The following is a 14,763-nucleotide window of genomic DNA, read 5'->3' as shown; positions in this document are numbered from 1 at the left end:
ATCTCTCCATCATGAAAAGCAGTTCCCTGGGCGGTCTAGTGTATTCCACCGAAACGGGCCGCATGTGTCCCGCCTGCCGCCAGCCGCTGGCGCAATGCGCGTGCAAGGCGCAAGCCAAGGTGGCGCCGGCCGGCGATGGCGTGGTGCGCGTGTCGCGCCAGACCAAGGGCCGTGGCGGCAAGTGCGTCAGCGTGGTCAAGGGCTTGCCGCTGGACGCCATCGCGCTGGCCCTGCTGGGCAAGCAGTTGCGCACGCAATGCGGCTCGGGCGGCACCGTCAAGGATGGCGTGATCGAAGTGCAGGGCGACCATGTGGACACCATCGTGGCCGCGCTGGCCAAGCTGGGGCACCAGGCGAAAAAAGCCGGCGGCTGAGCGTGCGGAGGCGTGCGGCCCGCTGCCGTGCGCCTGTGGTAACGTGCATTTCCCATCCACGCGCATCCTCACCATGAACGTCAAATTCACCAGTATCGCCATCGCCGCTGCCATCGCGGCAGCGCTGGCGCTGGCGTACTGGCCCGCACCCGACGGCGGCGCGCCGGAATCTGTGGCTATCGCTGCCGCCAGTGCACCAGCGGGGCGCAGCCTGGAATCGTATTTGCATATCGATGCTTCCTTCCCTGCGGCTGAAGCGCCCGTTGCCGTTTCCCTGGCGCAGCGGCTCGAACGCCTGGCCGCCAGCGGCAGGGCGGAAGATGCGTATGCGGCCTACAAGCTGCTCGACGACTGCATCGTCTTCCAGCGCGAAAACCGCTTGCCGGGGCTGGAATTCGAGCTGGGACGCGAGATGACGGCGGCGGAAAAAGGCGGCCAGCAGCAGCTGTGCGCGGGGCTGACGCAGCGCCAGCGCGAGGATCGACTGGGCTACCTGGCCACTGCCGCCGAGGCGGGCGTGCCGGGCGCCGCCACCCTGTTCCTGTCGGAAGGACCGTTCGGCGACCGCAGCGCGCTGCGCAACCGTCCCGACGATCCGCTGGTGCAGGCATGGAAGCGGCAAGCCATCGCCCAGCTGACGGCGCAGGCGGACGAGGCGGAACTCTCCAGCGTGGCTACCCTGATGATGGCCTACCTGCGCGATGGCGAGGTGGTGCAGAAAGATGCGCCGCAAGCGTATGGCTACCTGCTGGCCCTGCGCCTCGTCTACGACGACATCCTGGCGCCCGGCGTCACCAATCCGTATCAGGATGAATACTGGCACTGGCTGCAGGATGAGCTGACCCCGGCGCAGCAGGCCGCCGCCGCAGCGAAGGGGCAAGCCATCGCGGCGAAATTTCGCCAGCACACGGGGCGTCCCGCGCAGGGTTGAAGCGCGCTGAGCTGTATGCTGCAACAATTGACGTAGTTTCACATGGCTTCGCCGGGCTATGATGGCCGTAGACTTGCCCGTGTGGGCAGGATGCGCCATGAGGAGCAATATCCGGATGTTGAAAGCGGCGAACTTGCCGGTGCCACGACTGGCTGTCAACCTGGCTGCGCTGCGGGCGAGCATGGCCAAGCGCCCCATGCGGGGCGCCTTGTTGTTGGGGGTGGCCGTGGGCGCCATTAACTTTCTCACCTTCGTACCATTGGCGCTGGCTGCCGTGGCCCTGTTCACCCCGCAGCAATTGGGCGGATCTGCTGCCGCAGCGCTGAGGGGCGCCAGCACTGCGACGGTGTTCTGCTTTGTCGTTGTATGGGCACCGTTGTTCGAAACGGTCATCGGGCAGTGGCTGCCGCTGGAGATATTACGTCGTTACAAGGTGCGCGCTGCGGTCAGCCTGCTGGCCAGCGCGGCACTTTTTTCCCTGCTTCATGTCGTGAACGGCGCCGGGATCTTACACGCTATCATCACTTTTATTGGCGGATGCACGTTCGCAGCCAGCTACCTGACGGCGCGCAGCATGGGCCTGGCGCCCGCGTATGTGGCGGCCGCCACGGCACATGCGTGCAGCAATGGTTTATTGCTGTGCTTGTCGCTGCTGTTTCCGGCTTTGGCGTAGTGAGCGTCGATTAAAAACTTAGCCGATGACGACGCGCCGGCTGGCCGTATTGGTCATCGGTTGGCCGCTGGGGCCGTAGAAATTGCCGCTCTGGGCCGTGGGGCGCATGGCGTTCAGGGCGCCTTGCGTGTGCAGCATGTGCTTGTTGACCAGCAGGCTGTTGAGCCGGTTCTGTTCTTTCGCTTCGCGCGTGGTGTCGAGCAGGGCTTTCCACAGGGACGCCGCTTCGGCTTCGCTGGCGCCGACCAGCCAGTCTTCCATGCCCGCTTCGGCGGCCGTGAAACCGGCTGCCGCCAGCGCCTGGTGGCGTTGCGCCGCCAGCTGGCTCAATTGTCCGACGAGTGCCGTCTTGCGCACCGTGAGCTCCGTGATTGCATCGATGTCAGCCGCAACCAGATGCCGCTGTTCTTCTTTCATCAATGCCAGCAATGTGGTCATGAGCTGTTGCTCGTCGCGCAGGCTGGAAAACGGAGTCACTGATTGCATGAGGGAACCTATCTATTTCGTGAGTGCAGCAAGTCCTTGACTGTGTCGAGGAGACCGTCCGCCACTTTTTCAGAGTTGACCTGGAACTGGCCGTCGGCGATCGCCAGCTTGATGCGTTCGACTTTTTTCGTGTCGAACACGGCGCCGCTGCCGGCAGTTGCACTGGCCGCTAATGCCTGTCCTTGTGGCGACAGGCGTACATTGTCCGACGTCGTCGGTGTTGCCTGGGCTTTCTCGGCATTCCGGGCGCCGGAGGTATTCGCGGGCGCCACCGGCAGGCCGGGATTGCTTTTAATGGTGTTATCGGTAATTTTCACAGCGTGATCCTCGTCTGGTCGAAGTCAAAAAACTCCGGGATATGACATCTTATCGGCATCATATCCAGGAACTTTAGTGCGCCAGACTACAATATCGCTATCTATTCGCTTAAAAGGCGACCTCCACCATGCCACCCGCGCGCGCCACGCCGCTGATCTGCTGGCCGCTCTGCGTGCGTACCTGCACCGTCTGGCCATCGCCGGCGCTGCCGATGGCGCGCCCTTCTGATGCCACCTGGAAGCCGTTGCCACTGGAAACGACACGCACCAGCTGGCCTTGCATGACCACCGGCTTGCGGCGCAGGGTGTCGAGGCGCATCGGCGTGCCTGGTGGCAATGAAATATTCGTGCTGGCGCCCACTACCTGGGCCATGTCGGTGGCGATGCCTGCGGGCAATGCCGCCAGGTCGCCCTGCATCGTCACCAGCTGGCTGGCGTCGATGGCTTGCCCTTGTGCCAGCGGCACGGCGCTGGCTACGTAATCGCCCACGACGGCCACGTTGGCTTGCAAATAGATGGTCCAGTTGGAGGGCGCCGTGCAGCGCACGCCCACGGTAGTCTTGCCCCAGGCGCGCGCGCCTGGCGCCATGAACGCTTGCGGTGCGGGGCAGGCGGCCAGGTTCAGGCGCGGATCGACGGCGCCGACGGTGACCGTCACCTTGCCTGGCAAGCCGTTGCTTTGTACTTGCAGGAATTGTTCCACGCTGTTGCGCAGCCCTTCCGGGGTCTGCCGGCCGGCGTTTTGCGCCTGCGCCAGCAGTGGCAGGGCGGCAAGAGCGAGAAGGAGTGCAAGCGGTGTTTTCATGGTGATAGGCCTCTGGAATACTGCCATGATAGTGCGCGCAGCCCTGATCGAAGCGCCGATTAAGGGGTAAAAGTACGGTCTGATCCGGCGATGGTCTTGCCGGTGGGCACCGTACTATGTTTCCTGTCATCACTATACCGCCATCCTTCCGCCATCTCGGGCGCCAGTGGCAGATCTTTCCGGAGCCTGACATGATAGGGAAACTCGACGATTACATGCGCTTCAACGAGACGGCGCTGAGCCTGCGCTCGACGCGCCAGGAATTGCTCGCCTCGAATATCGCGAATGCCGATACGCCCAACTACAAGGCGCGCGATGTCGATTTCGCCAGCGCGCTGAAGGGGGCGATGGCGCGCAAGGATGGCGTGCCGCCGGCCCTGAAGGGCACGGCGCCGCAGCATCTGCCGGGCAAGGGCGTGGCCGCTGCCGCAGGGAGCAGCACGGGCGGCAAGGTCGAGACCCTGGCCGACGGCACGCCGCTGCTGTACCGCGCGCCGGCCCAGGGCGCCGTCGACGGCAATACGGTGGACATGGATCTTGAACGCAACGCCTTTGCCGACAACGCCATCCGCTACGAGGCGGCCGTGACGTTCCTCAACTCGCAGATCAAGGGCATGCTGACGGCCATCCAGGGAGGACAATAATCATGTCGCTGTTCAATATCTTCAATGTCTCCGGTTCGGCCATGAGCGCGCAGGCGCAGCGCCTGAACACGGTGGCCAGCAACCTGGCCAATGCCGACAGCGCCACCAGCGCCAGCGGCGAAGCCTACCGCGCCAAGCAGGTGGTGTTCGAGGCCGTGCCCATGTCCAACGGCGCCACGGCCGTCAAGGTGCAGAAGGTGATCGAGGACCCGTCGCCGATGAAGCTGGTCTACGACCCGAAGAACCCGCTGGCCGACGAGAAGGGCTACGTCACCATGCCCAACGTGAATACGGTCGACGAGATGGTCAACATGCTGTCGGCCTCGCGCTCGTACCAGACCAATGTGGAAACCATGAACGCGGCCAAGTCGCTGCTCCTGAAAACCCTTACGCTCGGCCAATAAGGCTGACTGATCATTATGGCAACCATCGATACCAGCACCGCCACCGTCACCGACCTGATGGCGACGATGAATCCGAAGAAGACGACGGCCGCGAAGGGCAGCGTCGAGGAAGAAACGAACAAATTCCTGACCCTGCTGGTGACCCAGCTGCAAAATCAGGACCCGATGAACCCGCTGGACAATGCGCAGCTGACGAGCCAGTTGGCCCAGCTGTCCACGGTGACGGGCGTCAACAAGCTCAATACCACGCTGGAAACGCTGAAAACCAGCTACCAGCAGGCCGAATCCATGCAGGCGGCCAATATCATCGGCCACGGCGTGCTGACGGCAGGCAAGAACGTCACCCTGAGCAAGAGCGCGGCCCTGCTGGGCGTGGACCTGGCGACGCCGGCCGACAGCGTCAAGGTCATCATCTACAACAGCGCGGGCAAGGAAGTCCATTCCATCGACCTGGGCCCGCAGGACGCGGGTACCTTGCCGCTGGGCTGGAACGGCTCCACCGCCGAGCTCGACAAGGATGGCAAGCCGATCGTGCTGGCCGACGGCGCGTATACCTTTTCGGTGGAAGCGACGCGTGGCGGCGCCAAGCTGACCGATGCAGCGGCGCTGATGTTCGGTTCGGTCGCCAGCGTGTCGACGGGCGCCGGTGGCGTGAAGTTGAACGTGCCGGGCGTGGGCAGCATCACCATGGCCGATGTGAAACAGATTTTGTAAGCCGCTCGTTTGTAGCGTAGACCCTCTACCCCTAATTTCTACCAGGAGAACACAATGTCTTTCCAACAAGGCCTGAGCGGCTTGAATGGCGCCGCCAAATCGCTGGACGTCATCGGCAACAATATCGCCAACTCGGCCACCGTGGGTTTCAAACAATCGCAGGCGCAGTTTGCCGACATCTATGCCAACTCGCTGTATGGCGTGGGCGGCAACCAGCCCGGCATCGGCGTGGCCGTGTCGCAAGTGGCGCAGCTGTTCAACCAGGGTAACCTGGAAAGCTCGTCGAATCCGCTCGACATCGCCATCAATGGCGGCGGTTTCTTCCGCACCAGCGTGAACGGTGCCATCCAGTATTCGCGCAACGGCCAGTTCCAGGTCGACAAGAGCGGCTTCATCATCAATGCCCAGAAAGCCCAGCTGACCGGCTATCCGGCCGATGTGAACGGCAAGATCCTGGCCGGCGCCGTCGTACCGCTGCAGATCGACCCGTCCGACATGGCGCCGCAGGCGACCACCAAGGTCGATACCCAGGTCAACCTCGATTCCAACTCGGCCATGCCGACCGTGGTGCCGTTCAGCGTGGGCGAGCAAAAGTCGTGGACCAAGCAATTCCCCGTGCCGGTTTTCGATTCGCTGGGCAATGCCCACACCATGTCCAATTTCTATGTCAAGACGGGCACCAATAGCTGGGATGTCTACTCGGCTACTGACGGCAAGGAAATTACCAGCGCGAAAGTGGCTGCCGCGGCGCAGACCGATGCCGCCTCGCTGGCCGCGCGCGCGGCCTACCAGTCCGCCGTCACGGCCGTGCCGCTGGTACCGGCGGCTATCACGGCCGCCGCCGTCGCCTATGGCAATGCGGCCGGCGCCGCCGTGCGCACTGCCGCCGCAGCGGCCGGCGCCAGCCCCGCCCAGCTGGCCGCCATCAGCGCCACCTATGGCAGCGCCGTGCCTAACGGCATCAATTCCAGCCTGACGCCAGATCAGATCGACAAGAATATCGCCGCCGTGACGGAAGTGCCCGCCGTGAGGTCGGCTGCGCTGGTGTTCAACAGCGTCGGCAGCCTGGACAAGGCCGCCATGCTGGGCCTGACGCCGCCGCAAACCTTGCCGGTGACGGTCAACCTGCCCGTCTTCCCCGCCACGGGCGCGAACGCGAACCTGGCGATCAAGGTCGACTTCACCAATTCCACTCAGCTCAGTTCGTCCACCAGCGAAAAGCGGACCGTGGCCGATGGTTATGCGGCCGGTCAGCTGAGCCGTTTCGTCGTGGGTACCGATGGCGTGATCCAGGGCCAGTACAACAATGGCAAGACACGCGACCTGGGCCAGGTGGTGTTGACCAAGTTTGCCAATCCGAATGGCCTGGAGCCGCTGGGCAACAATGCCTGGGCGGAAAGCTCGACCTCGGGCAGCCCCATGACGGGTGAGCCGAGCTCGGCCGGCTTGGGCGACTTGCGCGCCTCGGCCGTGGAAGTGTCGAACGTGGACCTGACGGCCGAACTGGTCAACATGATCACGGCCCAGCGCGCCTACCAGGCGAATGCGCAGACCATCAAGACGCAGGATTCGGTCTTGCAAACACTCGTCAACCTGCGTTAAGAGTAAGGGGAGCAGTTCTTTCGGACTGCTCCCGGCTTTCGTTTTGCACGGAGAAAACACATGGACCGTCTCATCTACACCGCCGGCTCGGGCGCCAAGCACATCCTGGACAAGCAGGCGACCACGGCGAATAACCTGGCGAACGCCACCAGCACGGGTTTCCGTGCCCAGCTCGACTCGTTTCGCGCCGTGCCCGTGGTGGCCGACGGCATGATGCCGACGCGCGCCTTTGTCGTCGATTCGACGGTCGGTTCCGATTTTACGCAAGGACCCATGCAGCACACGGGCCGCGCGCTCGACGTGGCCGTGGAAAATGGCGGCTGGATCGCGGTGCAGTCGGCCGACGGTTCCGAAGCCTATACGCGCAACGGCGCCTTCAAACTCAATGAAAACGGCATGTTGCAGACACAATCGGGCCTGATGGTGCAGGGCGACACGGGACCGCTGGCCATTCCGCCCGGCGTGACGGTGGCGATCGCCAGCGATGGCACGGTGGGCACGATTTCCACCGATGTGCCGCCGGGCCCGTCCACGGTGCTGGGACGCATCAAGCTGGTCAACCCGCCCGAGCAGCAACTGGTGCGCGGCGACGACGGCCTGTTCCGCCTGAAGGATGGCACGCTGGCGCAAGCCGACCAGGCCGTCAAATTGACGACGGGCGCGCTGGAAGGCAGCAATGTCAGCCCCGTCGACTCGATGGTCAGCATGATCGCCCTGGCGCGCCAGTTCGAAACACAAATGAGCTTGTTGAAGAATGCCGAGAATAACGCGGCGAAAGCCACCCAGATCCTCGCTTTGAATTGATAGAGCCGGTCGCATAATGGTCACATAGAAATAGTCTACAGGGCTGGCAAGCGCTGTTATTGGAGAAAAAACATGATTCGTTCCCTTTGGATAGCCAAGACCGGCCTGGAAGCGCAGCAGACGCAGATGGACGTGATCGCCAATAACCTGGCCAACGTCAGCACCACCGGCTTCAAGAAGTCGCGCGCCGTGTTTGAAGACTTGCTGTATCAAAATGTGCGCCAGCCGGGTGCGCAATCGTCGCAGCAAACCCAGCTGCCGTCGGGCTTGCAGATCGGCACGGGCGTGCGCACCGTGGCTACCGAACGCATCCATACCCAGGGCAACCCCCAGGCGTCTGGCAATTCGCGCGACGTGATGGTCAACGGCACCGGTTTCTTCCAGGTGCTGCTGCCCGATGGCGCCACCGCCTACACGCGCGACGGCTCGTTCCAGACCGATGCCAATGGCCAGTTGGTGACCTCCGAAGGCTTCGTCATCCAGCCTGCCATCACCGTGCCGACCAATGCGCTGAGCCTGACCGTCGCGCGCGACGGCACCGTCTCCGTGACCTTGCCCAATACCGTGGCGCCATCGCAGATCGGCTCCCTGCAGCTGACCACCTTCGTCAATCCGGCCGGCCTGGAATCGAAGGGAGAAAACCTGTACATGGAAACGGGCGCCTCCGGCGTGGCGCAGACGAACACCCCGGGCACGAATGGCGCCGGCGTGCTGATGCAGGGCTACATCGAGAGCTCGAACGTCAACGTGGCCGAGGAAATGGTCAACATGATCCAGACGCAGCGGGCCTACGAGATCAACAGCAAGGCCATCACCACATCCGATCAAATGCTGCAGAAATTGTCGCAACTTTAATTTTCATAGTCGTCATGCCATCCGCCGCCGGATGGCAGCGGAGGTTCGCCATGCAATACCCCATCATCGCCCTGTTGTCCGCAGCCCTGTTGTCCGGCTGCGCCATCACGCCTACGTCCATCGTGCAATATCCGACCAGCACGCGCGCGCCGATGCCGGAACCGGTGGTCGCCAACAACGGTTCCATCTATCAGCCGTCGACCTACCGTCCCGCCTTCGAAGACCGCCGCGCGCGCCATGTGGGCGACACCATGACGATCGCCATCACCGAGCGCACGAACGCCGTCAAGGCGGGCGCCAGCTCCGGCAACAAGTCGGGCAGCGTGGGCTTCAGTACGCCTGGTTTGGCCCAGGGCCGTTTGGGCGGCACCGTCTCGGCGAATGGCGCGACCAAGTTTGCCGATGGCGACAACCAGTCCGCCAGCAACACCTTTTCCGGCACGATCGGCGTGACGGTGATCGAAGTATTGCCAAACGGAAATCTTATCGTTGCCGGCGAAAAACAGATCGCCATGAACAAGGGCACGGAATTCATTCGCTTCTCGGGCATGGTCAATCCGGACACCATCGGCACGGGCAACGTCGTGGCCTCGACCCAGGTGGCCGACGCACGCGTCGAATACCGCACCAACAGCCAGATCGACCGCGCCGAAATGGCCTCGATGGCCTCGCGCTTCTTCCTCAGCCTGCTGCCGTTCTGATCATGGCCACGTTGACTTTTCCCCGCTGTTTAGCCATTGCCGGCCTGGCTTGCGCCCTGCTGGCGCCGATGGCGCAAGCCGAGCGCATCAAGGACCTGGCCAGCATCGCCGGCGTGCGCCAGAATCAGCTGATGGGCTATGGCCTCGTCGTCGGCCTCGACGGCAGCGGCGACCAGACCACGCAAACGCCGTTCACCATCCAGAGCGTGGCGGCGATGCTGCAGCAGCAAGGTATCAACTTGCCGCAAGGCACCAGTTTGCAGCTGAAAAACGTGGCCGCCGTGATGGTGACGACGTCCTTGCCGGCGTTTGCCCAGCCGGGCCAGATGCTGGACGTGACCGTGTCGTCGATGGGCAATGCTAAAAGCTTGCGCGGCGGCACCTTACTGATGACGCCATTGAAGGGCGCCGACGGCCAGGTGTACGGCATGGCGCAGGGCAATGTACTGGTGGGCGGCGTGGGCGCGCAGGCGGCCGGCAGCTCCATCGTCATCAATCACCTGAGCGTGGGACGCATCTCGGGCGGCGCTACCGTCGAGCGCACAGTGCCCTCGGTGCTGGGCGCCAACAACACCATACGCCTGGAATTGAATGCCACCGATTTCGCCACCGCCAGCCGCGTGGTCGACGCCATCAACAGCCGCTACGGCGCCGGCACGGCCGCCGCGCTGGACGGGCGCGTGATTCAGGTGCAGTCGCCGGGCAGCAGCGACCAGCGCGTGACCTTCCTGGGGCAGCTGGAAAGCATCGAAGTCAATCCGGCCCGCCTGGCGGCCAAGGTCATCATGAATGCGCGCACCGGTTCCGTTGTGATGAACCAGTCCGTAACGCTGGAAACCTGCGCCATTTCGCACGGCAACCTGTCCGTCACCATCAATGTCGAGCCACAGGTGAGCCAGCCGGCGCCCTTGTCGGGCGGGCGCACGGTGGTCACGCAGACGGCACAGATCGATATCAAAAAGGAACCGGGCAAGGTCATGCTGGTCAAGGGTGGCGCTTCGCTGTCCGACGTGGTGAAAGCCTTGAACGCCATCGGCGCCTCGCCGCAAGACTTGCTGGCCATCCTGCAGGCGATGAAGGCGGCCGGTTCGCTGCGCGCCGAACTTGAAATCATTTGATGGACACGCCATGATCAGCCAAACCGACCTCAGCAATACCGCCGCCTACGACGTCAAGGGCATGGATGGCTTGCGCCAGTCCGCCAAGGCGAAGGATCCTGCCGCGCTGAAAGAGGCGGCCACGCAATTTGAAGCCATGTTCATCAACATGATGATGAAAAGCATGCGTGACGCCTCGCCGCAGGACGGCATCATGGATAGCCAGCAAAGCAAGATGTATACCTCGATGCTGGACCAGCAGACGAGCCAGAACCTGGCCAAGCGGGGCACGGGCCTGGCGGATGTGCTGATCCGCCAGCTGTCGTCCTCGAACCAGGCGCTGGCCACCGATGGCGCCGAAGCGCCGTCGCCCCGCTCGTCGAGCATGGCGACGGCGCTGGCCGCATTCCGCCAGCAGCAGGGCGCCCTTGCCGACGGTGCAAGCAGTGCCAGCGGCAGCGGCAAGACCCTGAGCGAGAAGGCCAATGCCACGCAGGCGCCGCATGTGCGCGCGTTCCAGGAAAAACTGGGCGTGCATGCGGAAGAAGCCAGCCGCGCCACCGGCATCCCGGCCAAGTTCATGCTGGGCCAGGCGGCGCTGGAGACGGGCTGGGGCAAGCGCGAAATCATCAGCCGCGACGGCAGCAGCAGCCACAACCTGTTCGGCATCAAGGCGTCAAGCGACTGGAAGGGCAAGGTCACGGAGGCCGTCACCACGGAATATGTGAATGGCAAGGCACAGCGCAAGGTGGAGAAATTCCGCGCCTATGACAGCTACGCGGACAGTTTCAAGGATTATGCGCAGTTGATTACCAACAACAAGCGCTACGAGAAAGTGCTGGCCAGCGCGGGCGACGCCAGCACGTTTGCCCAGGGCTTGCAAAAGGCCGGCTACGCGACGGACCCGAATTACGCTGCCAAATTGACAAAAATCATCAAGCATTCGCTGGTCGGTTAACCCCTGCCGTGCCCCTGTGCAGGCCGCGCGCTTCAAGTTTTCGCCGCGGCTGCCGTAAATACATGTGACGGTAACCAATAAGACACCATGACTTCGAATCTACTCAGCATCGGTAAGAGCGGTTTGCTTGCAGCGCAGGTGGGCCTGTCGACGACCGGGCATAACATCACCAATGCGAATGTCGCCGGCTACAATCGCCAGACGGTGCTGCAGCAGACTTCGCAGTCGAACTTTGCCGGCTATGGCTTCGTCGGCACGGGCACGGAAGTGTCGCAGATCAAGCGCCAGTACGACAGCTTCATGGGCACCCAGGTCAATGCCGCGCAAAGCGCTACCAGCGCGCTCGATAGCTATTACACGCAGATCAGTCAGATCGACAACTTGCTGGCCGACCCCACGGCGGGCCTGTCGCCCGCCCTGCAAGACTTCTTCAAGGGCGTGCAGGACTTCAGCGCCAATCCGTCTTCGGTCGCCTCGCGCCAGGCGTTGCTGTCGAGCGCCGGCTCGCTCGCTTCCCGTTTCCAGGGCTTGAGCGCGCGCCTGACGGAGATCGGCGACGGCGTCAATTCGCAGATCACGTCGAATGTGACGGTGATTAATACCTACGCCAAGCAGCTCGCCGAGCTGAACAAGTCGATTTCCCAATTGTCGGTCGATGCCAGCAACCAGCCCAACGATCTGCTGGACCAGCGCGACCAGCTGATCACGGAATTGAACAAATATGTCAAGGCGACGGTGCAACCGGCTGCCAACAATACCGTCACCATTTCCATCGGCGCGGGCCAGCCGCTGGTGGTGGCGGATCGCAGCTTCGCGCTGGCGGCCACGCCTTCGCGGACGGACCCGAACCGCATCGAGGTGGGCTATGTCACGGGCAATACCGTCAGCGTGCTGCCGGACAGCTCCCTGACCGGCGGCTCGCTGGGCGGCTTGCTGGAATTTCGCAGCGGCACCCTGGACAATGTGCAGAACTCGCTGGGCAAGGTGGCCATCGCGCTGGCGAGCACCTTCAACGACCAGCACAAGCTGGGCCAGGACTTGAATGGCGCCATGGGCGGCGACTTTTTCAAGATACCCGACCCCGTGATCGGCGCCGACCGCGGCAACAACGCCAGCAGCACCACCGTGCTGTCGGCCAAGGTCAGCGACCCCACCAAGCTGACGGCCAGCGATTACAGCCTGAATTACGATGGCAGCAACTATGTGGTGACGCGCGAATCGGACGGCGCACACACCATCATCAATCCGTACCCGCAAACGGCGCCGCAAACCATCGACGGCGTCGATTTCTCGATCTCGGGCACGGCCGCCCAAGGCGACAACTACGTCATCAAACCGACGGCGAATGGCGCGGCGGGCCTGGCCGTGCTGATCACCGACCGCAACAAGATTGCCGCTGGGGCCCCCATCGCCACTTCGGCGCCGGTGGCCAATACGGGCACGGGCAAGCTCAGCGCCGGCTCCGTCGACAAGGCCTACCTGACCCCGGGCAATGCCCTGACGGGGCCCGTGACCTTGACCTACGACAAGGCGACTACCTCGCTGACGGGTTTCCCCGCCGGCCAGGCGGTGACGGTCAAGGGCGTGAATGGCGCCACCACGACCTATCCGGCCGGCACGGCGAGCATCCCGTATGCGGAAGGCGACAACTTCAGCTTTGGCGGCATCAATGTCAGCATGACGGGCGCGCCGGCGCAGGGCGATACCTTCACGATCAAGCCCAATACGGGCGGCGTGGGCGACAACCGCAATGCCGCGCTGCTGGCGGGCTTGCAGACGAAGAACATCCTCGATGGCGGCAATACCACGTTCCAGGGTTCGTATGCGCAAACCGTCAGCTTCGTGGGCAACAAGACACGCGAAGTGCAGGTCAGTGGCCTGGCCAGCCTGGCCTTGCTGCAGCAGGTCAGCACCCAGCAGCAGGCCGTCTCCGGCGTCAACCTCGATGAAGAGGCGGCCAACCTGCTGCGTTACCAGCAGTCCTACCAGGCGTGCGGCAAGGTCATGCAGATCGCCAGCACCCTGTTCGACGTGGTCATCGGCCTGGGACGTTAATCAATTTTTGCCGCGACATAGCGCGCGGCGGCTTTCTGGAAGGGCAGCATCATGCGCATCAGCACACGAATGATTTATGACCAGGGCAGTTCGCAGCTGAACAATCTGCAGGGCGCCCTGAACCGTACGCAGATGCAGCTGTCGGCGAACCGCCGCAACCTGACGCCTGCCGACGATCCGATCGCCTCGGCGCGCGCGCTGGAAGTGACGCAGTCGCAATCGATCAATACGCAGTTCGTGACGAACCGTTCGAATGCGAAGAATTTCCTGTCACAGGAAGAGCTGGCGCTGGCCAGCACGGGTTCGCTGATTGCGGACGTGAAAGACCTGGTCGTCAAGGCCGGCAATCCTGCGCTGAAAGACGTCGACCGCGACACCCTGGCGAAGGAACTGGAAGGGCGGCTGACCGACTTGCTGGGCATCGCCAACACGGCTGACGGCGCCGGCGGCTACCTGTTTTCCGGCTATAAATCCACCACCCAGCCATTCAGCCAGACGCCGACGGGCGCCACCTATGTGGGCGACCAGGGCCAGCGCGAATTGCAGGTCGGCTCGGCGCGCTACCTGGCGACCAGCGATTCCGGCGCCACCGTCTTTGAAAACAACCTGACCGGCAACGGCAAGTTCACCACGGCCGCCGCCGCCGGCAACTTCACGCGCGGCGGTTCCGGCATCATTTCTGGCGGCACGGTGACGGACCCGACGGCATTGACGGGACATAAATATTCCATCGACTTCAAGGTCGCGGGCACGGGCACCGCTGCCGTCACCACGTATACCATCACCGACGCCACCTTGGGCCAGACGGTGCCGAATCCCGCCGTGCCCATCCCCTACAAGAGCGGCGACACCATCACCTTCGACGGCCAGCAAGTGAATGTCACGGGCAAGCCGGCAGACCTGGACAGCTTTACGCTGGAGCCGAGCGCCAAGGAATCGCTGTTTACCACCGTGAAAAACCTGATCGGCGTGCTGCGCCAGACGACCACTGGCGACGCGGGCCAGGCGCGCCTGGCGAACGGCTTGAACGCGGCCCACAATATACTCGACACGGCCTACGACAATGTGCTGTCGGTGCGCACCGACGTGGGCGCGCGCATGAAGGAGCTCGATTATCTCGACAGCGCAGGCGACGACCTCGACCTCCAGTACGCCACCACCCTGTCGGACCTGCAGGACCTGGACATGGTGAAAGCCATTTCCACCTTCACCCAGCAGCAGGTGACCCTGCAGGCGGCGCAGAAAACGTTCACCTCGATCTCGGGCTTGTCGCTGTTCAATTACATCAGCTAAGAGCTCAATATCGGCTCGATGACCGGCAAGCCGGGGCAGGGAGAATACCT

General features: G+C 63.3%; 17 protein-coding genes. 14 read left to right on the top strand and 3 right to left on the bottom strand.

What is annotated here, in order from left to right:
* The first annotated feature begins 11 nt into the window (after positions 1-11).
* The 3 genes from FJQ89_RS12690 (at position 12) to FJQ89_RS12680 (ending at position 1,978) form a co-directional block, all read left to right on the top strand.
* Positions 12-374 (top strand): translation initiation factor Sui1, encoded by a 363-nt coding sequence (locus FJQ89_RS12690; protein ID WP_141170434.1) that lies wholly within the window; start codon positions 12-14, stop codon positions 372-374.
* Between the two features lie 73 nt (positions 375-447).
* Entirely contained in the window at positions 448-1,305 is an 858-nt protein-coding gene (locus FJQ89_RS12685; protein ID WP_141170433.1) for a hypothetical protein, read from the top strand.
* A 97-nt stretch (positions 1,306-1,402) separates the two neighbouring features.
* The gene (locus tag FJQ89_RS12680; RefSeq protein ID WP_168208450.1) at positions 1,403-1,978 is read left to right on the top strand and encodes a CPBP family glutamic-type intramembrane protease; all 576 of its coding nucleotides are present in this window, start codon (positions 1,403-1,405) and stop codon (positions 1,976-1,978) included.
* 18 nt (positions 1,979-1,996) lie between these two features.
* Here FJQ89_RS12680 and FJQ89_RS12675 read toward each other — a convergent pair whose 3' ends face one another.
* The 3 genes from FJQ89_RS12675 to flgA all read right to left on the bottom strand — a co-directional run bounded on the left by FJQ89_RS12675 (position 1,997) and on the right by flgA (position 3,586).
* Positions 1,997-2,464, bottom strand: coding sequence for a flagella synthesis protein FlgN (locus tag FJQ89_RS12675; protein WP_141170431.1), 468 nt, complete (start codon positions 2,462-2,464; stop codon positions 1,997-1,999).
* Between the two features lie 8 nt (positions 2,465-2,472).
* Positions 2,473-2,781: a flagellar biosynthesis anti-sigma factor FlgM gene (gene flgM, locus FJQ89_RS12670; RefSeq protein ID WP_034754089.1), complete on the bottom strand. Its 309-nt coding sequence runs from the start codon at positions 2,779-2,781 to the stop codon at positions 2,473-2,475.
* 109 nt (positions 2,782-2,890) lie between these two features.
* Entirely contained in the window at positions 2,891-3,586 is a 696-nt protein-coding gene (gene flgA / locus FJQ89_RS12665; protein ID WP_141170430.1) for a flagellar basal body P-ring formation chaperone FlgA, read from the bottom strand.
* Positions 3,587-3,777: 191 nt separating this feature from the next.
* On the opposite strand from flgA, the gene flgB reads away from it, so the two are divergent.
* The 11 genes from flgB (at position 3,778) to flgL (ending at position 14,713) form a co-directional block, all read left to right on the top strand.
* A complete protein-coding gene (flgB, locus tag FJQ89_RS12660) occupies positions 3,778-4,230 on the top strand; it encodes a flagellar basal body rod protein FlgB (protein ID WP_071075844.1) in 453 nt (150 codons plus the stop codon).
* Between the two features lie 2 nt (positions 4,231-4,232).
* On the top strand, positions 4,233-4,634 hold the full coding sequence (flgC, locus tag FJQ89_RS12655; protein ID WP_141170429.1) for a flagellar basal body rod protein FlgC: 402 nt from the start codon (positions 4,233-4,235) through the stop codon (positions 4,632-4,634).
* Positions 4,635-4,649: 15 nt separating this feature from the next.
* Positions 4,650-5,348 (top strand): flagellar hook assembly protein FlgD, encoded by a 699-nt coding sequence (locus FJQ89_RS12650; RefSeq protein WP_071075846.1) that lies wholly within the window; start codon positions 4,650-4,652, stop codon positions 5,346-5,348.
* Positions 5,349-5,402: 54 nt separating this feature from the next.
* Entirely contained in the window at positions 5,403-6,950 is a 1,548-nt protein-coding gene (locus FJQ89_RS12645) for a flagellar hook protein FlgE (protein WP_141170428.1), read from the top strand.
* A gap of 60 nt (positions 6,951-7,010) precedes the next feature.
* The gene (locus tag FJQ89_RS12640) at positions 7,011-7,754 is read left to right on the top strand and encodes a flagellar basal body rod protein FlgF (protein WP_141170427.1); all 744 of its coding nucleotides are present in this window, start codon (positions 7,011-7,013) and stop codon (positions 7,752-7,754) included.
* A gap of 72 nt (positions 7,755-7,826) precedes the next feature.
* Positions 7,827-8,609 (top strand): flagellar basal-body rod protein FlgG, encoded by a 783-nt coding sequence (flgG, locus tag FJQ89_RS12635; protein ID WP_010400781.1) that lies wholly within the window; start codon positions 7,827-7,829, stop codon positions 8,607-8,609.
* Positions 8,610-8,659: 50 nt separating this feature from the next.
* Positions 8,660-9,310 (top strand): flagellar basal body L-ring protein FlgH, encoded by a 651-nt coding sequence (locus FJQ89_RS12630; protein ID WP_141170426.1) that lies wholly within the window; start codon positions 8,660-8,662, stop codon positions 9,308-9,310.
* A gap of 2 nt (positions 9,311-9,312) precedes the next feature.
* Positions 9,313-10,428 (top strand): flagellar basal body P-ring protein FlgI, encoded by a 1,116-nt coding sequence (locus tag FJQ89_RS12625; protein ID WP_071075850.1) that lies wholly within the window; start codon positions 9,313-9,315, stop codon positions 10,426-10,428.
* Positions 10,429-10,438: 10 nt separating this feature from the next.
* On the top strand, positions 10,439-11,365 hold the full coding sequence (gene flgJ, locus FJQ89_RS12620; protein ID WP_141170425.1) for a flagellar assembly peptidoglycan hydrolase FlgJ: 927 nt from the start codon (positions 10,439-10,441) through the stop codon (positions 11,363-11,365).
* An 87-nt stretch (positions 11,366-11,452) separates the two neighbouring features.
* Positions 11,453-13,420 carry a flagellar hook-associated protein FlgK gene (gene flgK / locus FJQ89_RS12615; protein ID WP_141170424.1) on the top strand — a complete coding sequence of 656 codons (1,968 nt, stop codon included), beginning with the start codon at positions 11,453-11,455 and terminating at the stop codon, positions 13,418-13,420.
* Between the two features lie 51 nt (positions 13,421-13,471).
* Entirely contained in the window at positions 13,472-14,713 is a 1,242-nt protein-coding gene (flgL, locus tag FJQ89_RS12610) for a flagellar hook-associated protein FlgL (RefSeq protein ID WP_168208449.1), read from the top strand.
* Positions 14,714-14,763 lie beyond the last annotated feature (50 nt).

The organism is Janthinobacterium tructae (genome assembly GCF_006517255.1).
In the GTDB taxonomy this organism is placed as follows: domain Bacteria; phylum Pseudomonadota; class Gammaproteobacteria; order Burkholderiales; family Burkholderiaceae_D; genus Janthinobacterium; species Janthinobacterium tructae.
Note: the sequence above shows the minus strand (reverse complement) of the source record. Positions and strands in the feature narration are given on the sequence as shown.